Annotated in this window: 23 protein-coding genes and 2 tRNA genes; 7 read left to right on the top strand and 18 right to left on the bottom strand. The window is 72.7% G+C overall.

Features of this window, described 5'->3' with window-relative positions:
* Positions 1-189 precede the first annotated feature (189 nt).
* On the top strand, positions 190-1,020 hold the full coding sequence (locus K7C98_RS23335; RefSeq protein WP_224193945.1) for a hypothetical protein: 831 nt from the start codon (positions 190-192) through the stop codon (positions 1,018-1,020).
* An 84-nt stretch (positions 1,021-1,104) separates the two neighbouring features.
* On the opposite strand, the gene K7C98_RS23330 is transcribed toward K7C98_RS23335, so the two are convergent.
* Positions 1,105-2,010, bottom strand: a complete 906-nt coding sequence (locus K7C98_RS23330; protein WP_224193944.1) for a phosphatidate cytidylyltransferase — start codon at positions 2,008-2,010, stop codon at positions 1,105-1,107.
* 1 nt (position 2,011) lies between these two features.
* Entirely contained in the window at positions 2,012-2,818 is an 807-nt protein-coding gene (gene uppS, locus K7C98_RS23325) for a polyprenyl diphosphate synthase (protein WP_224193943.1), read from the bottom strand.
* Positions 2,819-3,225: 407 nt separating this feature from the next.
* Between uppS and K7C98_RS23320 the strand changes: the two genes are divergently transcribed.
* The 3 genes from K7C98_RS23320 (at position 3,226) to K7C98_RS23310 (ending at position 5,303) form a co-directional block, all read left to right on the top strand.
* Positions 3,226-3,645: a YbjN domain-containing protein gene (locus tag K7C98_RS23320; RefSeq protein ID WP_224193942.1), complete on the top strand. Its 420-nt coding sequence runs from the start codon at positions 3,226-3,228 to the stop codon at positions 3,643-3,645.
* A gap of 1 nt (position 3,646) precedes the next feature.
* Positions 3,647-4,462 carry a PspA/IM30 family protein gene (locus K7C98_RS23315; protein WP_224193941.1) on the top strand — a complete coding sequence of 272 codons (816 nt, stop codon included), beginning with the start codon at positions 3,647-3,649 and terminating at the stop codon, positions 4,460-4,462.
* Positions 4,463-4,643: 181 nt separating this feature from the next.
* Positions 4,644-5,303: a hypothetical protein gene (locus tag K7C98_RS23310; protein ID WP_224193940.1), complete on the top strand. Its 660-nt coding sequence runs from the start codon at positions 4,644-4,646 to the stop codon at positions 5,301-5,303.
* A 68-nt stretch (positions 5,304-5,371) separates the two neighbouring features.
* On the opposite strand, the gene K7C98_RS23305 is transcribed toward K7C98_RS23310, so the two are convergent.
* The 5 genes from K7C98_RS23305 to K7C98_RS23285 all read right to left on the bottom strand — a co-directional run bounded on the left by K7C98_RS23305 (position 5,372) and on the right by K7C98_RS23285 (position 9,757).
* Positions 5,372-5,800 carry a hypothetical protein gene (locus K7C98_RS23305; protein ID WP_224193939.1) on the bottom strand — a complete coding sequence of 143 codons (429 nt, stop codon included), beginning with the start codon at positions 5,798-5,800 and terminating at the stop codon, positions 5,372-5,374.
* Positions 5,801-5,894: 94 nt separating this feature from the next.
* Positions 5,895-6,809 (bottom strand): hypothetical protein, encoded by a 915-nt coding sequence (locus K7C98_RS23300; protein ID WP_224193996.1) that lies wholly within the window; start codon positions 6,807-6,809, stop codon positions 5,895-5,897.
* The gene (locus K7C98_RS23295) at positions 6,806-7,375 is read right to left on the bottom strand and encodes a hypothetical protein (protein WP_224193938.1); all 570 of its coding nucleotides are present in this window, start codon (positions 7,373-7,375) and stop codon (positions 6,806-6,808) included. Before K7C98_RS23295 ends, K7C98_RS23300 begins: the two co-directional genes overlap by 4 nt.
* Positions 7,372-8,787: a sigma 54-interacting transcriptional regulator gene (locus tag K7C98_RS23290; protein WP_224193937.1), complete on the bottom strand. Its 1,416-nt coding sequence runs from the start codon at positions 8,785-8,787 to the stop codon at positions 7,372-7,374. Before K7C98_RS23290 ends, K7C98_RS23295 begins: the two co-directional genes overlap by 4 nt.
* 277 nt (positions 8,788-9,064) lie before the next feature.
* The gene (locus K7C98_RS23285; RefSeq protein WP_224193936.1) at positions 9,065-9,757 is read right to left on the bottom strand and encodes a rhomboid family intramembrane serine protease; all 693 of its coding nucleotides are present in this window, start codon (positions 9,755-9,757) and stop codon (positions 9,065-9,067) included.
* 91 nt (positions 9,758-9,848) lie between these two features.
* Here K7C98_RS23285 and K7C98_RS23280 point away from each other — a divergent pair, with 91 nt between their 5' ends.
* A complete protein-coding gene (locus K7C98_RS23280) occupies positions 9,849-10,163 on the top strand; it encodes a hypothetical protein (RefSeq protein WP_224193935.1) in 315 nt (104 codons plus the stop codon).
* Between the two features lie 412 nt (positions 10,164-10,575).
* Here K7C98_RS23280 and K7C98_RS23275 read toward each other — a convergent pair whose 3' ends face one another.
* From K7C98_RS23275 to K7C98_RS44965, 9 genes are all read right to left on the bottom strand, one after another.
* Complete coding sequence (locus K7C98_RS23275) at positions 10,576-11,529, bottom strand: hypothetical protein (protein ID WP_224193934.1); 954 nt, start codon at positions 11,527-11,529, stop codon at positions 10,576-10,578.
* Between the two features lie 449 nt (positions 11,530-11,978).
* Positions 11,979-12,896, bottom strand: a complete 918-nt coding sequence (tatC, locus tag K7C98_RS23270; protein ID WP_224193933.1) for a twin-arginine translocase subunit TatC — start codon at positions 12,894-12,896, stop codon at positions 11,979-11,981.
* Complete coding sequence (locus K7C98_RS23265) at positions 12,893-13,477, bottom strand: Sec-independent protein translocase subunit TatA/TatB (protein WP_224193932.1); 585 nt, start codon at positions 13,475-13,477, stop codon at positions 12,893-12,895. The genes tatC and K7C98_RS23265 overlap by 4 nt, the downstream gene beginning before the upstream one ends.
* Before the next feature lie 440 nt (positions 13,478-13,917).
* A complete protein-coding gene (locus tag K7C98_RS23260; protein WP_224193931.1) occupies positions 13,918-15,996 on the bottom strand; it encodes a methyl-accepting chemotaxis protein in 2,079 nt (692 codons plus the stop codon).
* Between the two features lie 242 nt (positions 15,997-16,238).
* Positions 16,239-17,234 (bottom strand): hypothetical protein, encoded by a 996-nt coding sequence (locus K7C98_RS23255; protein ID WP_224193930.1) that lies wholly within the window; start codon positions 17,232-17,234, stop codon positions 16,239-16,241.
* On the bottom strand, positions 17,227-17,730 hold the full coding sequence (gene tadA / locus K7C98_RS23250) for a tRNA adenosine(34) deaminase TadA (protein WP_276572689.1): 504 nt from the start codon (positions 17,728-17,730) through the stop codon (positions 17,227-17,229). The genes K7C98_RS23255 and tadA overlap by 8 nt, the downstream gene beginning before the upstream one ends.
* Before the next feature lie 20 nt (positions 17,731-17,750).
* Positions 17,751-19,253, bottom strand: coding sequence for a hypothetical protein (locus K7C98_RS23245; protein WP_224193929.1), 1,503 nt, complete (start codon positions 19,251-19,253; stop codon positions 17,751-17,753).
* A gap of 321 nt (positions 19,254-19,574) precedes the next feature.
* Positions 19,575-19,648 (bottom strand) — tRNA-Arg (locus K7C98_RS23240).
* A gap of 92 nt (positions 19,649-19,740) precedes the next feature.
* Positions 19,741-20,502 carry a CPBP family intramembrane glutamic endopeptidase gene (locus K7C98_RS44965; protein WP_224193928.1) on the bottom strand — a complete coding sequence of 254 codons (762 nt, stop codon included), beginning with the start codon at positions 20,500-20,502 and terminating at the stop codon, positions 19,741-19,743.
* Positions 20,503-20,671: 169 nt separating this feature from the next.
* On the opposite strand from K7C98_RS44965, the gene K7C98_RS23230 reads away from it, so the two are divergent.
* A tRNA-Ser gene (locus tag K7C98_RS23230) sits at positions 20,672-20,761 on the top strand.
* A 169-nt stretch (positions 20,762-20,930) separates the two neighbouring features.
* Here the strand turns inward: K7C98_RS23230 and K7C98_RS23225 are convergent.
* A complete protein-coding gene (locus K7C98_RS23225) occupies positions 20,931-21,701 on the bottom strand; it encodes a cupin domain-containing protein (RefSeq protein WP_224193927.1) in 771 nt (256 codons plus the stop codon).
* A gap of 22 nt (positions 21,702-21,723) precedes the next feature.
* A complete protein-coding gene (locus tag K7C98_RS23220; RefSeq protein ID WP_224193926.1) occupies positions 21,724-22,548 on the bottom strand; it encodes an SDR family oxidoreductase in 825 nt (274 codons plus the stop codon).
* Positions 22,549-22,864: 316 nt separating this feature from the next.
* Here K7C98_RS23220 and K7C98_RS23215 point away from each other — a divergent pair, with 316 nt between their 5' ends.
* Positions 22,865-25,108, top strand: coding sequence for an alginate O-acetyltransferase AlgX-related protein (locus K7C98_RS23215; RefSeq protein WP_224193925.1), 2,244 nt, complete (start codon positions 22,865-22,867; stop codon positions 25,106-25,108).
* The last annotated feature ends 175 nt before the right edge of the window (positions 25,109-25,283 follow it).

The raw sequence follows: 25,283 nt of genomic DNA, 5'->3' as shown, positions 1-25,283 counted from the left end.
CGCCCTGTCGCGCCTCGACCACGAGCGCGCTCTGGCGCCGAAATGGCCGTATCGCCGCTCGTACGGCGAATGTGACACTGACACGCGCGCCCGTGATCGTCTGCGACGCCGCTGTCATGGGCTGCACGCACATCGACGAGGTGTGGACCTCCTGATGCGCCGCCCTGACGCCCGTGCTAACTCCCTCGCATGCGTTCTTACAGCTTCTCTTGTCTCGGCCTCGTGTTCGCCGTCGCCCTCGCCTGCGACTCCAAGGGCGACGGCTCCGGCTCCGGCTCCGACACCAGCAACATCGACAGCAGCACCACCGACGAGGGCGGCACCGACGGCGTGAGCTCGACCGGCGGCGGCTCGGGCGACGAGCCGGCGACCACGACCGCCTGGCCCGGCACGGCGACCAGCCCCAGCACCACCGAGCCCGACACCGCGACCAGCACCAGCGGCTGGGACCCGACCGCCACCTCCACCGGCACCAGCGGCTACGACCCGACCATGACCTCGCACGGCAGCGAGACCGACGACCCGCCGCCGCCCGAGCCGAACCCGTGCGAGGGCGAGGCGGTCGTGCTCGACGTCGCCACGCTGGCCTACACGCAGGGCCAGATCCCGCCCGAGCCCGATCCGACCGGCGAGAGCTCGAGCGGCGGGACCGGGGGCGAGCCGGTCGACCCCGACACGCTGTACGTGCGCCTGTCGAACCAGGTGGCCACCTGCGCCGACCCGAACGTCGGCATCGAGTGCGGCAACAACTGGGAGGTCACGATCCGGATCCCCACCGCCTTCCAGACCCCCGGCCTCTACCACCTCGCCGGGACCGACGTGACCGGCACCGCGATGGAGACCGGCGCGGAGGAGGAGCCCGACCTGTGCTCGTTCGGTGGCGGCACCTTCAGCGCCAGCTTCGAGCTGATCTCGGTCGACGCTCAGGAAGTGGTCGGGCGCCTGTGCCACGTCGACGGGCCGTTCTTCGACAACAACGTCAACCTCGAGGGCAGCTTCACCGCGCAGCGCTGCCAGTAGCACGAAGGGCCATGTCCGCACGGACATGGCCCTTATTTCCTGTTCGGAAGGGCATGTCCTCGCGGGCATGCCCTTCGCGCGGCCTCAGCAGCGGCCGGCGAACACCACGTTGGCCGCGAAGTAGTAGACGACCGGGCCGACGAACAGCAGGGCGTCGACGCGGTCGAGCATGCCGCCGTGGCCGGGCAGGAGGTTGCCCGAGTCCTTGACGCCGTGGCTGCGCTTGAGCATCGACTCGAACAGGTCGCCGACCTGGCCGGCGAGCGAGCCGACCACGCCGAGGACGATCGCGTGGCCGACGGCCAGCTCGGGCAGCAGGAACGCCGAGCCGAAGCCGAGGGTGGCCACGTTGGCGCCGACGATCCCGCCGAGCGAGCCCTCCCAGGTCTTGCCGGGGCTGACCGCGGGGTAGAGCTTGTGCTTGCCCCACAGCCGGCCGAACGCGTACGCGCCGGTGTCCGAGAGGAACGCGATCGCCAGGGTGACGAACAGCCAGCCGGGCCCGAAGTGGTGCTTGATCTGCGGCCACACCGAGGCCATCAGCGGCACGTACAGGAGCGCCGCCAGGCACACCGACATGTGCCGGCCCGCCTGCTCGAGCGCGTGCTTGCGCGACAGCAGCACCAGCGCGACGGCGAGCACCGAGCCCATGAGCAGCGGCGGCAGCACGCGCCCGGCGCCGTACACCATCGGCAGCGCGACCACGGCGGCGCCGATCAGCCCGATCACGGCGCGCAGGCCGAGCTCGGGCGGGACGACGCTCTCGGGCCCCGGCGGCGAGACGACCTGCGGCTCGGGCGTCTTCGGGGGTCCCCCAGGCCCGGAGGGCCGTGAAACCAACGCCATGCGGAGGTACTCGTCGAGGGCGAGGCCGCCGAACAGGACCGACAGCGCCAGGATGCTCCACGGCGAGCGGTCGACGAACAGCGCGACCACGAGGATCGGGACGAGGACGATCGCCGTCCACAGGCGCTTGATCAGGTCGGCCACGCTAGCCCTTGCCTCGTTGTGCGGGGAAGATCCCGACGCTCTGCGACTCGTCGAGCGCGTCGGCGTCGGGCTCGCCGGGGAGCAGGCCGAAGCGGCGCTCCCGGCGAGCGAAGTCGGCGAGCGCCTCCAGCAGGTGCTCGCGCGCGAAGTCGGGCCACAGCACCTCGGTGAAGAACAGCTCGGCGTAGGCGACCTCCCACAGGAAGAAGTTGGAGATCCTGTGTTCGCCGCTGGTGCGGATCAGGAGGTCGAGCGGCGGCAGATGGCGGCTCGAGTCGAGGTACGAGGCGAAGGTCTTGGGGTCGATCTCGTCGGGGCGCAGGCTGCCGGCCTGGACCGCGCGGGCGATGCGCCGGGCGGCGTCGGTGATCATCTCGCGGCCGCCGTAGCTGAGCGCCAGGCACAGCGTCATCTTCTCGTTGTGGGCCGAGGCGGCGATGAGCTCGCGCATCGGGTCGCGCACGTAGCTCGGCAGCCGTTCGGTGTCGCCGACCGTGGTGAGCCGGATCTGGTTGTCGAGGATCTCGGCGCGCTCCTCGAGCAGGTAGCGGTTGAGCAGCTGCATGAGGTGGAAGACCTCCTGCGGCGGCCGGTCCCAGTTCTGCGACGAGAACGCGAACAGCGTCAGCGCCTCGACGCCGAGCTCGCGGGCGGCGCGGACGACCCGGCGGACGGCGTCGGCGCCGTGCTCGTGGCCGACCTCGCGCGGCAGGCCCTTCTGCTGCGCCCAGCGGCCGTTGCCGTCCATGATGATGCCGACGTGCCGCGGCAGACGGCTGTCGCCCGCGCCGGCTCCGCGCGCGGTCATCGACCGGGCCCTCGGCGACAGTGGTGGGCGAAAGAGCGAGGCCGGTAAGGAGGCCGAGCAGGGTATGTCATGGCTAGGAGGCGCTCCGTGGGGCCCGGCCCTCGCGGCCGTTTCAGGCCCTTGCGACCGTAAAACAGGCGCGGCCCCGACAGGGGTTCGTCGGTTCGTGCGGGCCGCCCCCGGATACCACGGGGCTCACGCGACTGCAAAGGAGGCAAAGCGGCCAAAGCGGCGCGCCTGACGGAGTTTGGGTTGCCGCCCCCGCGGACCGTCGCGTATAGTGGCTGACCTCGGGCGTGCTGCCGGCCCCAGGCGCCGCAGGCCTGCCTCAGACTTGCCTCACGGCCTCGCTGAGGCTGTTTCCGCCGCCGCCGCCGCCCCCCGACTCCCGCGCCCCCGACACCTCCATGAGTCACGCAGAAACGCTGGAATCGTACATGCTCCGGATGGAGCTGCACCACGAGAAGGTCTCCGACGACACATGGGTGGTCGGGCCGGAGAGCCTCTCGGGCATCCGCATCGTCGTCCGCATCGACGAGCCGATCGTGCTCTACTCGTCGCCGATCTTCGCCGTCACCGAGGCCACGCCGAATCACCTCGGCCTGTTCCGGCGCCTGCTCGAGTTCAACGACACCACGCTGCACTGCGCCTACGCCCTCGACGGCGACCAGATCCTGCTCTCGGGCGCGCACCAGCTGGCCGACCTCGATTTCGGCGAATTTCAGGCGATGATCGAAGACATGGCGATGGCGATCGACGGACACCTCGAACAGCTCAAACCGTGGCGCCCGGCGCCGGCCTCCAGCGAGATCCAGGAGGGCAACTGAGATGGGACTTTTTTCACGCCTCGGCACCCTCATCCGCTCCAACATCAACGAGCTCATCAACCGGGCCGAAGACCCGGAGAAGATGCTCAATCAGGTGTTGGTCGACATGAAGCAGCAGCTCATCGAGGCCAAGAAGCAGGTGGCCATCGCCATCGCCGATGAGAAGCGGATCAAGAAGCAGTGGGAGCAGGAGGCCGCCAAGGCCGCCGAGTGGGAGAAGAAGGCGATGCTGGCCCTCAAGGCCGGCGACGAGAACCTCGCCCGCGCCGCGCTCCAGCGCAAGGGCGACCACGACGAGGTCGCCGCCCAGCTCAAGGACCAGTGGGAGGCCCAGAAGAACTCGGTCGAGCAGCTCAAGGTCGCCCTCCGCGGCCTCGACAGCAAGATCGAGGAGGCCAAGCGCAAGCGCAACCTGCTGGTCTCGCGCCAGAAGCGGGCCGAGGCCCAGCGCACCATCAACGAGACGCTGTCGAGCATCAACTCGACGTCGGCCTTCGACACCTTCGGCCGCATGTCCGAGCGCGTCACCCAGCTAGAGGCCGAGGCCGAGGCGACGTCGGAGATCGGCGGCGTGCTCGAGGAAGGCAGCCTCGAGTCGCAGTTCAAGGCGCTCGAGGCCGGCAACGTCGACGACCAGCTCGAGGCCCTCAAGCGCAAGATGGCCCTCACCGCCGGCAAGACCGAGGACCCGCGCCAGCTCGGCTCCGGCCGCGCCGACGCCAAGGCCCCGCCCCCCGAGGAAATCAGCGCCGACGACCTCAAGGCCGCCGAGATCGACGCCCAGCTCGAGGAGCTGAAGAAGAAGCTCAGCGGCTAGCCTCCGCGCTCTCGCGCGCGCCCGCCGGCCGGAGCGCGACCACGCGTCGCCTCCGGCCGCGTCGCGACGGTGTTCGACCGCGGGTCACCGGCGGCGCGACGCCGAGGTCGCCGATCGGGCTTCGCGGCGCCGCGCGCGGGGGCCCGCGTCGCGGGTCGGCGCGGCGCACTACCATGGGAGCATGGCGAACCCTCCGCTGCTCGTCCTGCTGCTCGCCGGTTCGTTCGCGCCACCGACCGGCGAGGTCGCGGCCGGTGCTGCTGCGCCCGCGAGCGGCGAGGCGGCTGCGGAGGCGAGCGCGCCGGCAGAGCCGGTCGCTGCGAGCCCGGAGCCCGCCGCGGCCGTCGCGGCGCCGGCGGAGCCGCTCGACACCGAGGTGCCCGAGCCGACCGGCATGGGCTTGCAGCTCCGCGAGTACAGGCACATCGAGGCGATCACCGGGCTCGACCTCGAGGGCGCGTGGGAGTCGTACGAGGACGATGTCCGCGAAGACGGCCTCACCGAGTCGTTCACCGCGTTCGCGCGCCGGCGCTTCCGGGTCCGCCGCAACATCGGCATCGGCGTGACGTGCTGGGGGATCGCCGCGCTCGCGCCGGCGACGTACTTCTGGGTCGAGGCGTCCCGCACGGAGCTGTACCAGGGCCAGGGCCTGCTGGCCTTCGCGGGGACCGCCACCGCCGCGGTCGCCGTGAGCGCGATCGTCACCGGCGCGGTGGTGTGGCGCCGCTTCGCCGCGCCGCTGCGCGACCTCCGGGAGGCAGGCCTCGCCGCGCGCCGGCCTGCGCTCGCGCCGCTGCCGCTGCCGCGCGGGCTCGGGCTCGGGCTGCAGCTCGCGTTCTGACGCGAAGGACATGCCCTGCAGGACATGCCTGAGCAGTCATGCTCGATGCGACATGTCCCCGCGGACGATCAGGTGCAGCCGGAGAAGCGCAGGTCGGCGACGATCTCGAGCCCGGGCGCCCGGCACTCGACGGTGGCGTGGCCCTGGATCGCCCAGATGTCGTTGACGCGGACGTTGCCCCGCTCGACCAGCACGTCGAACACCTCGCACTCGGTCTCCGGGGTGAGCACGATCGAAAGGTCTTCGCCGGGGATGTTCATCGCCAGCGAGTAACCGCCGACCGGGTCGTCGACGATCCGCACGCCGGTGCCGTTGTCGCCGCGCTCGGTCAGGTCGACGCCGAAGAACTGGCGGTGCTCGCCCGAGACACATGTCGTCGGGGACATGGTCCATGCGCCATATTCGTCGCTGTCGACCGACAGCTCGCCGCCGAGGTCGTCGCTCGTCCCGCACGCGGGGAGACAGCAGAGGAGGAAGCCGGCCAGGAGACGTCGCACGCCGGCAGGGTACCAGCCGCGAGCGGCGGCCGCCGGGCCTCCGGGCGCGGGTCGATTCCGGCGCGCACGCGCGGCAGCGGGCTCAGCGGCCCGCTCAGGGCGTGTGGCCGGGGCCCCTGGCGGTGCTGCTCGGCTGCGCGGTGCTGCTCGCCGGCGCGGTGCTGCCCGGCGGCGCGGTGCTCGGGGACGCGGTGCTGCTCGTGGCGCCGGTCGGGGGCGCGGGGGTCGGGCGCGGGCCGGTGGTCGCCCCGCCGGGGCCGAGCGGGCCGGTCGGCGGCTTGCCGGTCGGCGCGGCGCCTGGGTTGGGGTTCGGGACCTTGACCGGGGTGATCGTGGCCGGCTTGAGCGGCGCGCCCGACTGCAGCTTGATCTGATCGATCTTGGGCAGGTCGCGGGAGAACGACACCAGCACCTGCGTGCGCATGCGCGGCTTGGCGTTGGTGCGCTTGGCCGGCTCCTCGGCGATGTCGTCGGGCTTCCACGTGTGCCACAGCGGCGCGCCGTCGATCTGCAGCGCGGCGACGGCGTCGAGGAGGCTCTGCAGGTCCTCCTGCTTGCTGCTCGACAGGGTGAAGCGGCAGCGGATCGTGTGGCACTCGACGTTGGAGGTCGACACCGAGGGCGACGGCACCACGCCCTTGAAGGTCTGCAGGCGGGTGGCGGTGATGACCTGGGTGATGAGCGGGCGGTGGGCGACGCTCCACGCCTCGAAGGTGGGCTCGGCCTTGAAGGCGACGCCGTCGTAGGCCTCGTGCAGCTGGGCGAGCAGGCCGTCGGCGCGCGGGGCGGTGAACGGCTCGAAGGGGTCCTTGTCCTTGTCGTCGTCCTCGTCGCCGGCGGGCAGCGGGTTCGGCTTGGGCGGCGGCTCCTTGACCACCGGCGGCGGCAACGGGCCGGGCGGGACGCTGAGCACCCAGTGGGCGATCAGCGCCGCGCTGACGCAGAGGAAGGGCAGGAGCCAGCCGACGAGGGCCGGGCGCCCGGTGGGGCGAGGTTCAAGCGAGTTCATGGTGGAGTCGTAGGGGTAAGAGGGGGCAAGGGGATCCGCACGCGCCAGGCGCCGTCTTCGCGCACGAGCGTGAGCGTGTGGCTCTCCTGCTGACTGCCGAGCAGGCGGACCTGGGCGACGGCGCCGTCTTCTGCGCCGGGGGGTTCGCCGTCGCCGAGCAGCTCGGCGCCGGCGAGCTCGAAGTTCGGGTCGACGTCGACGATCTGCAGCATCTCGGCCGGCTCGATGCGGCGGCGCCCGCCGACCTGGTCCGACGCCTGGGCCGCGGCCGCGGTGAGGCGCTCGGTCGCGGCCCGCTCGAGCTGGCGGTAGACCGCGTCCATGTCGCCGCGCTGGACCGCGGCCGTGAACGCCTGGGCGGTCTTCACCGGGTCGCTGCCGCGGTCGCCGCAGGCGCCGCTCAGGGCGGCCCAGCAGATCAGCGCCGCGGTGCGCAAGACCGGGTGGAGGCCGCGCGGGCGCGGAGTGACATGTCCTTCGGGGCAGGTAGCGATGACCTGGCCCTCGGGACAGGTCTCCTCCGCGGCGGCGGGCGTATGTCCTCGGGTACAGGTGGCGTTGATCATGGCTCGTCGTCCTTCACGCGGTGGAGGCCGAGGCGCTTGAGCAGCTCGCGCAGATAATAGCGGGTGATCCCGGCGGCGGCGGCGGCGCGGCTGAGGTTGCCGTCGTGTTGTTCGAGCAGGCGGGCGAAGTAGCGGCGCTCGAAGGCGTCGACCATGGCCTGCTTGGCCTCCTTGAACGGCTGGGCGAACAGGGCGTCGTCGCCCGCGACGGCGGGCTCGCCGGCGGGCGTGGGGGCGGGCACGGGGCGGCTGGGGCGGCCGAGGAACAGGTCGGCGGGTTCGATGACGCCGGCGCTGGCGAAGTGGACGGCGCGCTCGATGGTGTTCTTGAGCTCGCGGACGTTGCCGGGCCAGGGGTGGGCGGTGAGGGCCCGGCGCGCGGCCGGGCTGAGGACCACGGCGCCGCCGCGCGGGCGGGTGAAGTCGCTGACGAACTTCTCGGCGAGCAGGAGGATGTCGTCGCCGCGCTCGCGCAGCGGCGGCAGCTCGACGTTCATGACCGACAGGCGGAAGTAGAGGTCCTCGCGGAACTGGGCCTGGCCGACCATCGTCTTGAGGTCGCGGTGGGTGGCCGCGACCACGCGGACGTCGACCTTGCGGACCTGGGTCTCGCCGATCCGCTGGACCTCGCGGCGGTCGAGCACGCGCAGCAGCTTGGGCTGCAGCTCGAGCGGGAGCTCGCCGATCTCGTCGAGGAACAGGGTGCCGCCGTGGGCCTCTTCGAACGCGCCGGCGCGGCTCTCGAGCGCGCTGGTGAAGGCCCCCTTGCGGTGGCCGAGGATCGCGGCCTCGGCCAGCTCGCGCGGGAGGGCGCTGCAGTCGAGCACCACGAACGGGCCCTTGTGCCGCGGCGACTCGTCGTGCAGCGCGCGCGCGACCAGCTCCTTGCCCGAGCCGGTCTCGCCGCCGACGAGCACGCTCATGTCGGTGTCGGCGATCCGCTCGAGCACGGCGAACAGCTCGCGCATGCCGGGGCTCTGGCCGAGCAGCGCGCCGAAGTGGGTCTGGCGCGAGATCGGGACCTGGACCTCGTCCTCGGCGAGGAAGGCGATCGCGGTCTTGCCGAGCTGGATCGTCGCGCCCGGCTCGATCCACGCCTCGCGGATCCGCACCCCGCCGACGTGGGTGCCGTTGGTGCTGCCGAGGTCGCGCAGCAGCACCGCGCCGTGCGGGCCGCCGGCCGCGAGCTGCAGCTCGGCGTGCAGGCCGCTGATCGAGCTGTCGGTGAGCACGAGGTCGTTGACCGCGCTGCGCCCGATCGTCAGCCGCGGCCGCGCGGTCTGGACCTGGGCGTCGCGGTCGGGGCCGTCGGTGACGCGCAGCATCACCCGGCGCAGCGGCCGCGAGGGCGCCGCCCGGGCGACGCTGGTCGTCATCGCCGCCTCGCGCGGCTCGTCGCTTCGGAAGGTCACGGTTGGCCTTTAATCAAGCAAGCAGGGGGGCGGTTCGTCGCGGGAGAATGGGACAGGTCGCGCGGGACAGGTTCGCCGGGACAGGTTCGCCAGGACAGGTTCGGCGAGGCGGCGCGAAGCGGGCGCTGAGCGGAGCGGGGCGAAGGCGCCCGGGCTTGGCCTGGCCAGGGCGCGTGCGAGACGCGGAGCCGCCGGCGAGGAGCGGGGCGGGGGGAGGCGGAGCCGGGAGGGAGGAGCGAGGGCGCGCGGAGCGGAGGTGGCGAAGGGGACATGTCCTTCAGTTCAGGTATTGCTCGCGGCCGTCGACGATCCGCAGGTGGCGCGGGCGCTTGCCCCCGCCGCCCTTGCGCGGGCCGACTTTGCCGGAGGCGGGTCGCTTTTGCCAGCGCCGGGCCACGACGAGGGCGAGGCCCGCCGCGACCACGCCGGGGACGATGTCTGGCCAGCCGCCGCGGAGCAGCGGTCCGAGCAGCAGCAGCGCCACGGCGACGCCGGCGAAGCTGCGCGCGGTGACCGGGAGGACGCCGAAGATCGACACCGGCTCGCGCGCGAACAGCACGCCGAACGCGGCGAGGGCGGCGAGGTCGATCGGGGTGGTGCCGCCGTGGGGCAGCATCAGGGCCGCGGGGACGGCCAGACCCACGAGGCCGAGGACGAGGTAGCCGACGACCGCGGCGCCGAGGACGAGGCCGAGGTAGCGCGCGGTCCCGAGCCGGCCCTCGACCGGACTGCCGACGAACCACTGCAACAGGCCGGTGCCGATCAGGCCGGCGAGCTGACCCTCGGGGAACAGGAACGGCGCGGTGAGCGGCTGCCACGGGGCGGGGTCGGTGAGGAACGAGGCGCCGAGCTGAAGGTGGCGGGCGAGCGGCAGGTCCGAGACGAACGCGCTGGCGGCCGCTGCGGCGACCAGCAGCCAGAAGCTCGCGGGCCGGAAGCGCGGCAGGCCAGAGAACGGCGAGGTCGGCACGGTCTGGGAGTGTAGCAGGTGCGTCGGGCGCGCCCGCCGATGTACGCCGGTTTTTTGCGGCACTCCGGGCGGGTTTGGCAGGCTCCGGCGCATGAGCTCGAAGAACCGCCGCCGCCATCGCGTGTTTGCGACCAAGCACACGGAGTATCACCTGCGTGCCGACGAGTGCGTGGGCGTGCGCGACCGGAGCACCGGCGCGTGGCTGAGGCGCCACGCGGCGCTCCGTCTGCGCGCGGTCCAGCTGCCGCCGATCGGCGCCGACGCGGAGTGGATCGGGCGCCGCTTGCAGTTCTGGGGCTACGCGACCGACGTGACGACGTCACCCGTCACCGAGGTGATGCGGCCCGAGCTGCATGCGCTCGAACACTACGTCAGCGGCGTGCGCAGCGGCGAGATCGCGGCCTGAAGGGCCGCAGGACGCGCAGGCGGGCGCGAGCTGTCCATGAGGGCAGGTCGAGGCGCGCGGCGGCCCGGATCGATGAGGGCGGGCGCTGCTCGGCGGGCCCGCGGCAGGCGGGGGCGGGGCGCGGTGGCTCGACGCGCGTGCGGGCGTGAGCTGTCTTTCGGGGCAGGTCTGGGCGCGAACGCGGCAGGCCCGCGACGGCTGTTCGTCGGGCGGGCGCAAGGCGGAGCGACGTGCGGTGGGCGAGAGCGCCTGGCAGGCGGCTCGACGGGAGCGGTCGCCAGGTGGCGCTCGGGACATGTCACAGACAGCATGTCCGAAGAGCTGTGGCTGCCAGGACATGTTCTCGAGGACATGTTCTGAATTGCCGACGCGGCCGGCCGCGCGAGCGGACGGCCGCGCGTGGGCCACGGGGTTACTTCGAGCCGGGCTTCTTGGCGGTCGTGGGCCGGGCGGTCTCGGGCCCGCTGGTCGGGACCTCGGCGCTGTCGACCGGCGGGGCGGTCGACGGAGTCCGCGTCGAGTCGACGGGACCGGTCGGGGCGGTGGCGGCGCCGGTGGGCGGCGTGGCGGCGCCGGTGGGCGGCGTGGCGGTGGCGGTCGGGTCGGTGGTCGCAGGCGGAGTCTCGGTCTTGGCGTCGCCGCCGGCCGCCGCGGCCGGGTCGCCGTCGCCGTCGTAGCAGCACAGGATGCCGCCGTTGCGCTCGGAGGTGACCGAGCCGCAGCCCTCGGCCTTGCCGAGCGAGATCTTGGTCTGACCGCGCCAGATCGCGTCGCGGCACTTGCCGAACGCGCAGGCGTCACCGCAGCAGACCGGCTCGGAGCAGATGCCGGAGTCCATGCACGGGAACACGGTCTCGGCGGTCGGCGGCGGCGGGCACAGGTCCTCGGTCTGGCCGTGGCTCATGGCCGCGACGAACTTGCCGGGGCCCGCCTCCTTGTTGCAGGCGTTGGCGGTGGTGTGCCGCTTGAGGTCGTCGTGCTTGCCCTGGTAGCCGCACACGTGCCAGCCCTTGGCGCACACGTCGGCCGGCGAGGTGCAGACGCCCTTGTCGTCGCCGCAGGCCTTGCCGGTCGGCTTGTCGCGCAGGCTCTTGGTGCCCTCCCAGGTGGCGAGACAGCCGGCGATCCGCTTGTGCCGAGTGAGGTCGGCGAAGCCCTCGCGCTGGCCGTCGGCGCAGCCGATGACCTCGGGCTCGCCCTTCTCGCTCTCGATGAACTTGACGCCCTGCAGCGAGCGCGGCGGGTCTTTGCCGGAGGGGTCGTCGTAACCGCCGACGTTGGGCCCGGGGCCGCACACGCAGGCGGACTGGAGCACAGGTACGGCGAGGAACACGGCCAGGAGCCGCGAAAGGCGAAGCTGGAACATGCGGCGCAAAGAATAGGCGAGTTGTGCGCCGTGGGGAAGGTTTTGGCCCGCGCGTCGGCACGCGAAAAATTGCGCAAACTCGCCTGCCCGAGCCGGGACCCGCGCCCGGGCAAACGGTCGCGGGCCGCGACGGCGCGGCTCGCTACGGCGCCCCGGGCGAGGCGGGGGGCGCGGCGGGATCGAGGTGGCGAGGCAGTCGCGGAGCTCGCAACGCTGCGATACGGTACCGCGACGTCGGGCGAGCGCCGCACGTCGACGTGCCGCTGCGGCACACCGGCGCGGGCGAGACCGACGAGGATCGGACCCGGCCCACGGGCGAGATGGGCGCATCGCGGCTCGTGAACCGAGCAACGGTCCCTGTCACGACTCCTGTGTCGCGGCCGGGCGCCGAAAGCCGCGCAGGGCCGAGATCCGACGAGCAACGCGGCCTGCGCGGCCCCGCCGAAGCGCTACTCCTCGGGCAGGTCGGGCGCCGGCGGCACCGGCTCGGCTCCGGCGAGGCCGGCGGCCCTCTCACGGCTGCGCGTGATCAGGTACGAGACGGCGACGCTGAGGAAGAACAGGCCGACCATCGGGCACGCCATCATCAGCTGCGAGACCGGCTCGGGCGGGGTGAGCACGGCGGCGATGACGAAGATGGCGATCACCGAGATCTTCCAGAAGCGCAGCAGGGCGCGGTGGTCGACCACGCCGGCGAAGCTGAGGAAGGCGATCAGCAGCGGGAACTCGAACACGGCGCCGAAGGCGACCAGGATCTTGGTGGCGTCGCGGATGTAGTCGTTGAGCGTGAGGTGGTACGCGACCGTGGTCGCGGCGCCGCTGGTGCTCTGGGTGTACGAGAGCAGCCACTGGATCGTCCACGGCAGCACGAACTTGTAGCAGAAGGCGGCGCCGGCCAGGAACATGAGCACGGAGGTGGCCACGAACGGCACGACGTAGCGCTTCTCGCGGGCGTAGAGGCCGGGGGCGATGAACATCCAGAACTGGTAGAAGCCGATCGGCGCGGCGAGGAAGATGCCGGCCGCGACCGCCACCCGCATGTCGGTCATGAAGGCGTCCATCATCGCCAACACCTGCAGCTCGGGCTTGCCCTCCATGCCGGCGGCGGCCCAGGCGGCGTGCAGCGGCGCGGCCAAGAACTCGCGCAGCTCGGTGGCGTAGACGAAGCAGAGGATGCAGGCGACCACGAGGCCGAGGAAGGCCTTGACCAGGCGGCTCCGCAGCTCGCTCAGGTGGTCCCAGAACGACATCGGCGTGTCGCCCTCGGGGCCCTCGGCGAGGCCGTCGAGGCCGTTGCCGGGCTGTCCCGGCGGGACGGCGGGCAGGACCGCGGGCGCGGTCGCAGGCGGGGTCTTGCCGGTGCTCATGCGACGTCACGCTCGCTAGCCCGCGGAGCGCTCGCCACGGCGCCGGGGACGGGGCGCGGGCCAGACTCGGCGGCGGCCGAGCCCGCCGCCACGGCCCCGACGGCCGGCACGGCCCGCGGGGCCGCCTCGGCGGCGACGGTGGAGACGGTCGCCGCTGCGGCGGCCGGAGCCGGGGCCGCCGCGGGGGCGGAGCTGGCCGAAGGGACCTGCTCCGAAGGACCTGTCCCGGCGGGCCTGTCCCCGAGGGCAGGGGCGCGCTTGGCCTCCTCGCGGGCGATCTCGTTGATCTTCTGCTGGGCCTTGACGACCTCCATGCGGGCGCGCTGGAGCTCGCGGCGGGCGACGTCGCGGGCCCCGTCGAGCTCGGCCTTGGTGCCGTGGTAGGCGGCCCGGATCTCCTCGATTGGCTCGCGCAGCTCGTCGGCCTCCATGACCTGGGCCCGGAACTGCTCGGCGGTGCGGCGGATGCTGCCGTAGATGCCGGCCAGCGTCTTGATCAGGCTGGGCAGCTCCTTGGGCGAGAAGAGCATCAAGGCGACGATCCCGACCAGGATCATCTCGGTGAGGCCGATGCCGAACACCGGCAGACCATAGCAGTGTCCCGTCGCGCGGGCGAGCGGGCCGGAGGCGCGTTGTGCGCGCGAGCGTCCGCGGGCCGCAGCGAGGGCCCCGGCGGCCGCACCGGGACGAGGCAGGACGTCCCGCACGCGCCGGCGCGGCGACGCCCGGACGGACGAGCGATCGCCGGACCGAGGGCCCCCACGGCCGGGGCGAGCGGGCAGGGTGTCCGAAGGGACAGGTACGCAGGCGCGCGCGGCGGCGGCTCGAGGAGCCGCGTGTCCGTCGGGACAGGTCGTGGGGCGGCCGCGGGCGAAGGTCCTCCGGCACCCGCGCGTTCTCCGCTCGCCCGCCCGACGCGGGCGAGCGGACCCCCTTTTTAAAGGAACATGTTCGGCGAGACATGCGAAAAGGGACATGCCCATGAGGGCATGTCCCCGGAGACAGGGCACGAGGCGACCGGCTACGCGCGCGCGGGCCCGGGCTTGCCGCGCGACTGGCGGCGGGGCGGGGCGAGGCCGACGCTGGTGCTGAGCTGCTCGTAGAGGCTGCGCTGGTAGTTCATGCCTTCCTTGACCGACTTGAGGCCCTCGACGATCTGGTCGGCGCCCTGCGTCTGGGCCCGGTGGGCCTTGCTGAGCTGGCTGACCATCTCGCTGATCGTCTCGATCGCGCGGGTGATCTGGCGCGAGCCGCGGGTCTGCTCCTGGGTCGAGCGCTCGACGTGGCGGGTGATCGTCTTCATCTTCTCGGCCGAGCGCAGGATCTGCTCGGCGCCGCGGGCCTGCTCGCCGGTGGCGGTGGCGACCTGCTGCACGGTGGTGGCGACGACGTTGATCGCGTCGGTGACCTGCTTGGAGTTCTGGGTCTGCTGGACGGCGACGCGGGCGATCTCGCGGACCATGCCGGTCGAGCGGCGGGCGGCGTCGGAGATCCGCTTGAGCGCGTCCTCGGCCTGATGGCTGACGCGCACGCCGTCGTCGACCGACTTGCTCGAGCGCTGCACTGCCTCGACGGCGTTCCGGCTCTCGCGCTGGACGGCCTTGATGATGTCGGCGATCTCCTTGGTGCTGCTGGCGGAGCGCTCGGCGAGGTCCTTGATCTCGTCGGCGACGACGGCGAAGCCCTTGCCGTGCTCGCCGGCCTGGGCGGCGATGATGGCGGCGTTGAGCGCGAGCAGGTTGGTCTGCTCGGACACGTCGTCGATGACGCTGAGGATCTTGCCGATCTCGCTGATCCGCTCGCCCAGGCGGCTGATGACGGCCACGCCGTCGGCCGAGTAGGTCTTGATCAGGTTGATGACCTCGATGGTCTGGTTGATGGCGTCCACGCCGCCCTCGGCGGCCCACACCACCTCCTCCGAGAGGCCGGCGGTCTCGTTGGCGTTGTTCTCGACCTGCTGGATCGAGGTGTCCATCGCCGTCATCGCCAGCGAGGTCTCCTCGGCGGTGGAGCTCAGCGCCTCGATGTTCTTGGCCACCTCCTTGACCGAGTAGGTCATCTCCTCGATCGAGGTGGCGGTCTCCTGCACGCTGGCGGCGAGGTTCAACATGCTCTCGGCGACCTCGTCGTTGGCGGCCGCCATCTCGAGGATCGAGCTGGCGCTCTCCTCGGCGTTGCTGGCCAGCAGCTCGACGTTGTCGGCGATGCCCTTGAGGCCGCCGTTGACGTTGTTGAGCGCCTGCGAGGTCTCTTCGAGCGCGCCGGCGGTGGTGCCGAGGCCCTCGGCGAGCTCCTGCATCAGCGCGGCGCCCTCGGCGTCGATGCCCCGGGTGCTGACGCCGCCCTCGTCGAGCATGCGGCGCAGCTCCTCGGCGTCGCGCACGGCGCCGTCGCGCTGGTTGAGCGCCTCGGCGAGGCGGGCCTGGATCCGCGCGAGCTCGGCGGCGCCGGCCTCTTGCTCGCGTCGGCTCGCCTCGAGCTCGCTGGTGAGGCGATGGCGGGTCTCGTTGGCGCCGCGGCGCACGGTCTCGAGCTCGTTGCGCAGGACGTCGAGCTCGGGCACGCCGCCGCGGACGCTCTGCTGCAGCGCGCGGTTCTCGGCCTGGGCGTCGTGCAGCCGCGCCTCGAGGTCGGCGATCCGCGTCTCGGCGGCCTGCGCCCGCCCGGCCTGCTCCTGCGCGCGGGCGGTGACCTCCTGCAGGCGCGCGTTGAGGCTGCGTTGCTCGATCTCCGCGTTGCGCAGCTGGCCCGCCTCGGCCTGCAGCCGCGCGGCCAGCTCCTGCCCGTGCGCCTGGCAGTTCTGCAGCCGCCCCGTCAGCTCCTGCACCTGGGCCTGCAGGCCCTGCGCGTGGGCGTTGGCGTCGTGCAGCGCCCGCTCGCTCTGGTGGCTGCGGGCCTCGACCTCGCGCAGCGCCTGCCGTTCGTCGCCGGCGTGGGCCAGCAGCGCCTCGGCCCGCGAGCCGAGCAACCATCCGGCCGCGCCCGCGACCACGGCGACGACGCCGGGAATCACGGGCTCGACCCCCATCACGACGGCGATGACGGCGATAAGGCCGAGCGCCAGCGGCACCCACGACGGCAGCGGAAGTCGGTTGTCCATTCGCGCGATGGCGGCGATTGTACGGAAAGCCCGGGCAGGCCTCCAGGCCGGGGCAGCACGGGCGTATGCGCGAAAGCGCGCAAAGGCGCGTCCAGGGGCCCCTAGGAGTCGGCGCGCGCGGACCGATCTCCGGAGCGGCCGGTGCCGTCGCCGCAGATGGGGGTGCCGGCGGCTCGCGTGGCCGTCCGGGTCGCGCGGCGCTCGGGCGCGTGCCGGTGCGGCGGCTCGGGGGCGCCGGTCGATCAGGCGAACAGGCCGAGCTGGGTGCCGTCGTCGTGCTGGGCGGCGACGGTGGCGCCCAGCCCTTGCAGCCACGGCAGGGCGCGGGCGGTCCAGGCCGGATCGCCGCGCAGGAGCACCTGGGGGCGGCCGGCGCTGCGCCACAGCTCGGCGAGGGCGTCGCGGCCGAGGCGGCCGGGGCAGGAGGCGGCGACGACCTCGACCTTGCGGCGCGCCGGCTGTCCCGCGAGCCAGGTGTCGACAGCGGCGTGCACGGCCGGCGGGGCGTCGACGAGGACCAGGGCCATCGGGCCGGCTGGCTCTTGGGACCTGTTCTTTGCGACCTGTCCGAACGTGCGCGGATCGAAGGCGTCGTGCGGGCTCAGGCGGATCGCCGCGGGCTCGGGGCGACCCTCGCCGACCGGGCGGGCGGCGCCGTCGAGGTGCGGCGCGAAGCGCGGGTGGGCGGTGAAGGCCAGGTCGCCGAGCGCGTGGTCGCGGATCTGGCGGGCGCAGGTGGCGGTGGCGACGAGGATCTCGACGTGCATGCCGAGCGCCGCGAGGGTGGCGAGGCCGGCGTGGGCCAGCGGGGCGGGCGGAGCGTCGAGGGCCCAGGCCGGCAGGGCTCGCAGCAGCAGCCAGTCGCAGGCGAGCGCGCCGGCGCCCGGGCCGAGCGCCCAGGTGTAGAGGCAGGTCGGGCCGCCGCCGCGCGGGCGCAGCTGGAGCGAGCTGCCGCCGAGCGGGAGTCCCGAGGGACATGTCATGAGGGACAGGCGACCGACGCCGAACTCGCGGCCGTGATCGACGAGCACGGCGCGGGCGAGGCTGTTGCGCTGGCTCGGGCTGAGGTTGGCGAGCGCGAGGGCGTAGAGCAGGTCGCGGTGGCCGAGCCAGGCGCCGGGGACGAGCTTGGGGGCGGCGCCGAGGTGCGAGAGGAAGGCGGTGCGGCCGCGCTCGCAGCGGTCGATGCTGAGGCGCCCGTGCGCGAGGAGCTGCTGGACGGCGGCGAGGTCAGTCACGCGTCTTCGGTCCCCGCCCGGTTTTATCGCGGGCGCGGGCGCGGCGAAAGAAAGCTTGCAGGAGCGCGGCGGACTCGCCCGCGAGCAGGCCCGGGACGATCGCCAGGCGGTGGTTGAGGCGGGGGTCGTCGCAGAGGTTGTAGAGCGAGCGGACGGCGCCGGCCTTGGGATCGGCGGCGCCGTAGACGAGGCGGGCGACGCGGCTGTTGACGATCGCCCCGGCGCACATCGGGCACGGCTCGAGGGTGACGTAGAGCGTGGCGCCGTCGACCCGCCAGCGCCGACGCGCGGCGCAGGCCTCGCGCAGGGCGACGATCTCGGCGTGGCCGGTGGGGTCGGCGCCTTGCTCGCGGGTGTTGCCGCCGGTGCCGAGGACGACGCCGTCGAGCACGACGAGCGCGCCGACCGGGACATCGCCGGCAGCGGCCGCGGCCTCGGCGATCGCCAGCGCGGCGCGCATGTACCGGAGGTCGAGCGCGTCCTGCGCGGCGTCCAAGGGCGATCTCCCGCCGGCGTTCACTCGACGATGTCGGCGGGCGAGCGCGGCGACAGCTTGGCTTCCTCGAAGCTGAACGCGAGCGGGCCGGTGAGCGAGGTGAACGTGTCGGCGAGCATCGGCAGGACCCAGTCGGCCTTGGCGAAGAACAGGTCGTCGACGAACAGGCCGTCGGTCAGCTCGTACTCGCCGAACATCGCGTTGACCGCGGCGACGGTGACGTTCTCGACGGTGACGAGCACGCCCTCGTACTGCTCCTGCAGCGGACCGCCGGCGGTCACGTCGGCGGCGTCGACGATCTCCGGGGCCGGCGCGGCGCCCATGCCGGTGACGGTGACCTTCATCGCGTCGCTGACCTCGATCTGCGAGTTGTCGTAGTACTCGTCGTAGACGCCCTCGACGTCGACGATGTCGCCCGGCTCGACGGCGACGGCGTTGGCGCCGACGTACACGTAGATGCCCGAGTACTCGCCGCCCATGGCGTCCTGAATGAAGAAGCCGTCCTTCTTGAAGGTCAGCGGCGAGGTGACGATCGCGCCCTTGACGAGCACCGGCGTCTGGGCCGCCACCATGCCCTCCTGGATCTCGTAGATCGTGTACTCCTCGGCCGGCGGGACGGCGTCGACGACGAGGTCGGCGGCGGCGCGCGGGGCGATCTTGTGGTCCTCGAAGCTGAAGCGCAGCGGGCCGGCGATGCTCGTGAACACCTGGCCGTTGACGACCACCGGCTTCTCCATCTGCGGGAACAGGAAGAAGTCGTTGATCCGCAGCGCGCCGTCGACCTCGAAGTCGCTCATGTCGACGGCGGGGTTGGTGACGGTGACGTTCTCGACCTGGACCAGCACGCCCTCGTAGGCCTCGGCCTTGGCGCCGCCCGTGGCGACGTCGGCGGCGGGGACGACGACGGGCGCGGGCGGCTCGCCCTCGCCGACCTGCACGAGGTCGTCGACGGCGGTGACCTTGAGCTGGCTCTCGCCGAAGAACTCGGTGTACTGGGCGGTGATGTCGACGACCAGGCCCGGCTTGGCGCCGAAGCCCATCGCCACCTCGGGGGTCAGGAACACGGCGATGCCCGACAGCTCGCCGCCCATCGGGTCCTGGACGAACATCGTGCCCTCGCCCTTGTTGTTGACGCGGGCCGGCGAGGTGATGACGACGCCCTTGACGGTGACGACGCTGTTCTCGGGGACCTCGCCGCCCTGGATGTCGTAGATCGACACCTCGCCGACGTCGGGGCCGGTGGTGTCGGTCTCGCTGGTCGGCCCCTCGGTGGTGTCGGGGCTGGTCGTCGAGGTGCTCGTCTCGGGCTCGTCCGTGGTCGCCGGGCTCGTGGTCGTCGGCGGGCTGTCGGTGGTCGGGCCGCTGGTCGTCGGCTCGTCGCCGGTGGTGTCCGTGGTGTCGGTGCTCGCCGCGGTGTCGTCGCCGTTCGAGTCGGTCGTCGCGTCGGGGGTGAGGTTGCAGGCGACGGCGCCGAGGACGAGGCCGACGGTGACACTGGGGATGAGCGCGCGAGGACGAAGCATAGGCGTTGTGCGCGAAAATCTACCACCGGGGCGGCGGCGCGCGCCAGTGGGCAAATGGCCCCACGCGCGCCCCGGGGAGCCGCTCGCACGGGACAGCGCGCGAGCAGACGGCGAGCTGGAGCGAACTCGAGTGGCGCTTGGGGCATGTCGTGAAAGACATGTCCGAAGAGGCATATGGGAACGTGGAAAACGGCGCGAGCCGCGACGTCAGCGCGGGCGCCGCAGCCCAGCCTGCGGGACATGTCCTCACAGGCAGGTCACGCGGCGAGGCCGGGCCCAGAAAGCGAGAGAGGCCCCGCGTGGGCGGGGCCTCTCTTGCAGCGCATCCGGAAGGATTCGAACCTCCGACTTTCGGTTCCGTAGACCGACGCTCTATCCAGCTGAGCTACGGATGCAAAACCCTGCAGGGGAAGTGCAGGGGCGGCGAAACCTATCAGGGTCGCGACCCCGGAGCAAGAGGTTCGGCGCGATAAAAACGAGCGCTACATCACGGAGTGCCGGCGGGCGCCCGCTGAGTCAGCAAGATCAGCAGGGTGATGGCGTTGTTGCCGAAGTGCACGGCGATCGCGCAGGAGAGCCGCCCGGTGGCCGCGTAGACCCCGGCGAACACCAGCCCGAGCCAGAAGTAGACGACCAAACCGCGGATGTTGCCGTGGAAGACGGCGAACAGCAGGGCCGAGGTGACGAGCCCCGCCCACATGCCGGCGCGGCTGGCGACGCGGCGGAACAGGAGGCCGCGGAAGAACAGCTCCTCGCCCAGCGGGGCCAGCGCGAGGGCCGAGAACACCAGGCTGGCGAGGGCGGGGCCGCCGGCGGCGACGAGCTCGAGGACCAGCGGCTGCTCGGCGATCGGCGCGCCGAGCAGCTGCATGAGGAAGCCGAGCGCGTAGCTGCCGACCACGGCGGCGCCGAGGTAGACGAGGGAGATCACCCCGGCGCGGGCCGGGCCGGGACGCTGGGCGGCGGCGACCAGGGGCGGCAGCGGGCCGGGCTCGAACACCCGGCCGAGGCGGTCGTAAAGGAGGGCGCCGAACAGGGTGGCGATCGGCGTCAGGGCGAGCGAGAGGGCGACCTTGGCCTTGTCCGGCGGCAACACCGGCTGGCCGAACAGCGCGGCGATCGCCGCCCGCAGACCGTCGGCGACCCCGGGGATCCCCAGGATCACGACCAGCCCGGCGGCGAAGCAGCCGACCGCGGTGACGATCTCGCTGGCGACGACGGCGACGCGGTCCCTGACGGCGGCGGACACTCTCGCTCAGTGTGGCGGCGGGGGCCAGATCGTACAAGCAGGCGCTGTGCTGTCGGTCCGGGTGTGACCTTGCCTGTCTCCTGGAGGCTTGCAACCGGCGAGCGATGCGGCTAGGTTCCGAGACCCCGCGGCCCCCCTGGCCAAGGCGTCCGACAACCCGACTGCGCACGGAATGGTGGCCGAGAGGCTGAAGGCGCAGGTTTGCTAAACCTGTGTAGGGGAAACTCTACCGAGGGTTCGAATCCCTCCCATTCCGCCACGTTCGAGGCCGTCCTCCCCGCTCCGGGGTCGGACGGTCTTCGAGCTTTCGGGCGCCGCCCCCTGGGCTCGCCGGCGGGAGCGCCGCGCGTGAGGGCTGTCGCATGCGACATGTCCTCGTGTCCATGTTTTCATGGACATGTCCGAAGGGACCACCGGGTTCGGCGCGGTCAGTAGGCCGAGCCGTCCTTGCGCGTGAAGTGCCAGCGGCCGTTCTCGAAGATGCCGACGAGGTCGTCGGCCGGGTAGCTGACGGCGTCGCCGGGGGAGCGGTCGCCGACCTCGAGGAGGGCGACGTCGCTGTCGGTGAGGTTGAGGATGTGGTGGGCCTCGCCGGCGCCGGCCGGGAAGCCGATGCACATGCCGGGCTCGAGCTCGAACTCGCCAGCGTCGGTCACGAGGGTGGGGCGGCCCTCGAGGACGTAGACGAACTCGTCCTGGCGGGTGTGGGCGTGACGCAGGGCGCTGCAGGACCCCGGAGCCAGGCGGGTGTGGTTCACGCCGAAGTTGGACAGGCCGAACAGATCGCCGAGCGGGCGCTTGAGGCGGCCCTCGACCCGTCGGGCGAACTCGGACGGGTAGACGCTGGGACGCGCGCGGGCAGGGGCTTCGGCGGCGACGATCGGGGTCTTGCGCGGGGGATTGTCGGTGCTCATGGCGGGCTCACGGGACAGGGGACAGGCTCGACGGCGCGGAGGTGTCGCCGGCGAGGCCGGGGACACGCGCAGGTGATCGAAGCGATCGACGAAAGGGCGCAGAGCGACGACGAGGCGGTCGGTCGGGACGTCGAGGTCGAGACGCGCGTCGGCGGGCAGGCGGCGACCCAGCGGCAGCGGCGGGAAGACGGCCCGGTCGTGGACGTGACGCGCGCGGGTGTCGGCGAGCGCGTGCGCCCGGACCTCGGGGTCGTGATCGGGCCGCGGGAGGCAGGGCGGCTGCATCGCCCCGCCACGCTAACAGATGTCAGGCCGCCTCGCCGCGCATGCGTCGCTGACGTGCGCGGCCGATCTTGCGCAGCATCGGCTCGATCCAGTGAGATGTCCTCGGGAACAGGTCGGCGATCCGCGCCAGCAGAGCGCGGGAGCGCGGCAGCGCGAGCAGGAGCGGCCGGCGCGGCAAGACCTCGTCGACGATCGCGCGCACGACGTCGTCGGGGGTCAACAGCCGCGAGCCCGAGAAGGTCAGCTCGGCCTCGCCGTAGTTGAGCTGCAGGTCGAGCATGGGCGTCCGCACGGCGTCGGGACAGACGACGGTGAGGGCGACGCCGCGCGGCCGCAGCTCCTGCGCGGCCGCCAGCGAGAAGGCCCGCACGGCGTACTTGGAGGCGCTGTAGAGGGCGATCCCCGGCACCGGGGCGAGGCTGGCCAGCGAGGCGACGTTGATGATGTGCCCGCGACCACGCGCGACCATGTGGCGCGCGGCGACCCGGGTGCCGTGCACGACACCCTTGGTGTTGATGTCGAAGTGGCGATCGACCTCGAGCGGATCGCACTCGAGGGTGTACCCGGGCCGCAAGTAGCCGGCGACGTTCAGCAGCACGTCGACGCCGCCCATGACCCGCGTCGCCTCGCCGAACACCGCCTCCCACGCGATCGGGTCGCGCACGTCGAGGCCGCGACAGTGGACCCGGTCGGTCGGCCACGGACGCGCGGCGGCGAAGTCCTGCAGCGGCTCCAGGCGGACGTCGGTGGCGAACACGGTGTGGCCGGCCGCGATCAGGACGTCGGCGGCGTGACGACCGATGCCGCTGGCACATCCGGTGATGAAGAATCGCTGTGGTGCGAGCATCGCGTTGGCCGCGGAGCCTAACACGGGGCTCGACGGCGACGCGGAGGGCGAGTTTCGGGACGGCGACGGCGAACTCGGCTGTGCCGCGCGATTTCACGCGCCCCGGCGCAGGCAGGGCTCCGCATTGCACCTGCGAGGACCAATGCGTCGACGACGGGGTCACGCCAATCGTGTCCACGACCGGGAATCGTCGCGCACGGGAATCATGGCAGGACAGAGCGGACGGATCCGCGCAGACAGCGGTCGTGGCGCCGCCGAACCGGTGATATATTGCAGGCCACGCGCCGGACCGCGGCGTTTGTGGCGAGCGCACCCCATGCCGAGCGACACGCGCGACGCGAGACCCGGCGCCCCTGCTCCGCCCAGACCGAAGCGGCGCAGGTCGTGGTCGCGGCGGGCCTGGATCGCCGGGCAGATCGCGGCCGGGCTCGGGCTCGGGCTCGTCGCCACGGAGTACGCATTTCGCGTGCGCGACGAGGGGGCGTTTCCGCACGTAAATTTCTACGTGGCCGATCCGCAGCTCGGGGTGCGCCTCCAGCCGGGGGCGACGATGGGGTTTCGCCTGGGCACCAATCCGCGGACCACGATTCACGTCAATGCGAGCGGTTACCGCGGGTCCGACTGGCCGGGGCCGCAGCCGCGGGAGATCGTGGTGGTCGGCGATTCGCAGGTGTTCGGGCTGGGGGTGGAGGACGACGAGACGTTCTCGGCCCGCCTGGCTGAACGGACAGGTCGCCCGGTGATCAACGCCGGCGTGCCGACGTACGGGCCGCGCGAGTACCTCGAGACGGCGCGCGAGTTGCTGGCGACGCGCCGGCCGGAGACGGTGGTGGTGGTCCTCAATTACGTGAACGACCCGTTCGAGCTCGAGCGGCCCAACAGCGAGCGACACGCGGTGTGGGACGGCTGGGCGGTGCGGCGGGAGACGGCGCCGGCCGAGGTGGTGCAGTTCCCGGGACGGGCGTGGCTGTTCTCGCGGTCGCACGCGGTGTACGCGCTGCGGCGATGGTTGTACGCGCTCGACAGCGACGACGCGGGCGCCCGGCCGCTCGACCCGGGGACGCCGTCGGAGGGCGGCTGGGAGGACCTCGTGCACGCGAGCTTGCGGGCCCAGGCGGAGCAGGCGGAGCAGGCGGCGCAGCACGAGCGGAGCCGCGGTACCTCGCGGGCGCAGGTCGACCGGCTGGGGAAGTCGCTCGCCGACAAGCGCGCGCAGCTGCGGGACCTCGAGGACGAGCTGGAGTACGGAGAGCCCTCGGAGCTGTCGCAGCGGATCGCGGCGGGCAAGCCGGGCGACATCGTCGACGACACGAACGCGGAGAAGAGTCGGTCGGTGATCCTCACGGCGGAGCTCATCCGCGCGGCGGTCGAGCGGCGCGAGGCCTACAAGAAGCAGCAGCGGAAGTTCGCCAGGGACCACGCCGCCAAACTCCGCGAGCTGCAGGCGGCTGCAGCGACGCTGGTCGACGAGCGCGAGACGCTCCTGGCCGAGCTGGCCGCGAGCGCCCCGCGGCCGCGGCCGCAGTCGGTGTTCGACGCTTACCTCGCCGAATTCAAGGCGCTGTGCGACGCGCACGGGGCCGAGCTGGTGGTGGTGGCGCTGCCGATCGACGTGCAGGTCGACGCCGGCGAGTGGGCCAAATACGGGGTCGAGCGCGGCCCGGACATGCGACCGTCGCAGATCTTGCTGAGCGACCTGGTGGCGAGCGCGGAGGAGTTGCGGATCCGCGGCCTCGATGCGACCGCGGCGCTGCGCGCGGCCCAGCCGGGGGCGTTCCTCGACCACGACATCCACATGACGGCCCGCGGCCACGCGGCCCTGGCCGAGGCGCTGGCGCAGCGGCTGGAGCACCCGCTGCCGCCGCGAGCGCCCGCCCCCGGCCTGCCCCGAGGGACACGTTATGCGCCGACGAGCGCGGCCTGGGCCGCCGCCCTGCCGGTGCCGCTGGGCGATACGGCCTGGGCCACGGGCACAGCGCAGCACCTGGGCGGGTGGCTCAAGCTGCGATTCGCGGCGGCGGACGATGTCGAGCCGATCCGCGAGATCGAACTGCCGGCGGGCGGCTCGCCGGCCGCGATGCGGATGACCACGGCGACGGGCATGACCCTGGTGACGCCGCTGGCGCCCGGCGAGCCGCTGACAGCGCGCCTCTATCGAATCGACGGCGCGGGGGAGCTGCGGATCCGCTGGGAGCCACGTGAGGGGGGCCCGCAGCTGCGCGCCGAGGTGGTGGCGCTGCCAGGGGTGCCGGCGCGCGAGCTGACGTTCACGCGGCCGCCCGGGATCCTGTGCCGCTGCGATACGTGCGACGAGATGTGGGGGGAGCCGGCGCTGGACATGGTCTGCGAGGCGGCCTACCCCGGCGAGCCGGATCAGGTGTGCGACGCGGTGCTGGCGTGCGTCCGTCACGACCCGCTGTTCGCGCCAGAGTGTCCCGAGGGACAGGTGCATGCATTCGCCAGTAATGCCTGTTTCACCCCCTGCGACGCCGAGAACCCTTGCGCCCGCGGGGCCTGCACTCCGTGGCACGGCGGGGCGGTGTGCGTGCCGGCGGTCTGACGCCGCGCTACCGTCAACGGCCTCGGCGGGCGCGGCACGGAATGGGGGTACCCACAGTGGGGCGATTGGCGAGGATTCACTCATGTGCATCCGAGGTGTAGCTGTCCGGGACGCGCGGTCCAACGGTTTCTCGCGAGCATCGGCGTGAGTCGCAGCGCCAACTCGAGTTCGTGAG

Source organism: Nannocystis pusilla, from assembly GCF_020073745.1.
Classification (GTDB): Bacteria; Myxococcota_A; Polyangia; order Nannocystales; family Nannocystaceae; genus Nannocystis; species Nannocystis radixulma.
Note: the sequence above shows the minus strand (reverse complement) of the source record. Positions and strands in the feature narration are given on the sequence as shown.

Excerpts from the sequence above, each read along its gene's own strand:
- K7C98_RS23335 (WP_224193945.1), top strand. The coding sequence starts at position 190 with ATGCGTTCTTACAGCTTCTCTTGTCTCGGCCTCGTGTTCGCCGTCGCC.
- uppS (WP_224193943.1), bottom strand. The coding sequence starts at position 2,818 with ATGACCGCGCGCGGAGCCGGCGCGGGCGACAGCCGTCTGCCGCGGCAC.
- K7C98_RS23320 (WP_224193942.1), top strand. The coding sequence starts at position 3,226 with ATGAGTCACGCAGAAACGCTGGAATCGTACATGCTCCGGATGGAGCTG.
- K7C98_RS23315 (WP_224193941.1), top strand. The coding sequence starts at position 3,647 with ATGGGACTTTTTTCACGCCTCGGCACCCTCATCCGCTCCAACATCAAC.
- K7C98_RS23310 (WP_224193940.1), top strand. The coding sequence starts at position 4,644 with ATGGCGAACCCTCCGCTGCTCGTCCTGCTGCTCGCCGGTTCGTTCGCG.
- K7C98_RS23300 (WP_224193996.1), bottom strand. The coding sequence starts at position 6,809 with ATGAACTCGCTTGAACCTCGCCCCACCGGGCGCCCGGCCCTCGTCGGC.
- K7C98_RS23295 (WP_224193938.1), bottom strand. The coding sequence starts at position 7,375 with ATGATCAACGCCACCTGTACCCGAGGACATACGCCCGCCGCCGCGGAG.
- K7C98_RS23280 (WP_224193935.1), top strand. The coding sequence starts at position 9,849 with ATGAGCTCGAAGAACCGCCGCCGCCATCGCGTGTTTGCGACCAAGCAC.
- K7C98_RS23275 (WP_224193934.1), bottom strand. The coding sequence starts at position 11,529 with ATGTTCCAGCTTCGCCTTTCGCGGCTCCTGGCCGTGTTCCTCGCCGTA.
- tatC (WP_224193933.1), bottom strand. The coding sequence starts at position 12,896 with ATGAGCACCGGCAAGACCCCGCCTGCGACCGCGCCCGCGGTCCTGCCC.
- K7C98_RS23260 (WP_224193931.1), bottom strand. The coding sequence starts at position 15,996 with ATGGACAACCGACTTCCGCTGCCGTCGTGGGTGCCGCTGGCGCTCGGC.
- K7C98_RS23245 (WP_224193929.1), bottom strand. The coding sequence starts at position 19,253 with ATGCTTCGTCCTCGCGCGCTCATCCCCAGTGTCACCGTCGGCCTCGTC.
- K7C98_RS23225 (WP_224193927.1), bottom strand. The coding sequence starts at position 21,701 with ATGCAGCCGCCCTGCCTCCCGCGGCCCGATCACGACCCCGAGGTCCGG.
- K7C98_RS23220 (WP_224193926.1), bottom strand. The coding sequence starts at position 22,548 with ATGCTCGCACCACAGCGATTCTTCATCACCGGATGTGCCAGCGGCATC.
- K7C98_RS23215 (WP_224193925.1), top strand. The coding sequence starts at position 22,865 with ATGCCGAGCGACACGCGCGACGCGAGACCCGGCGCCCCTGCTCCGCCC.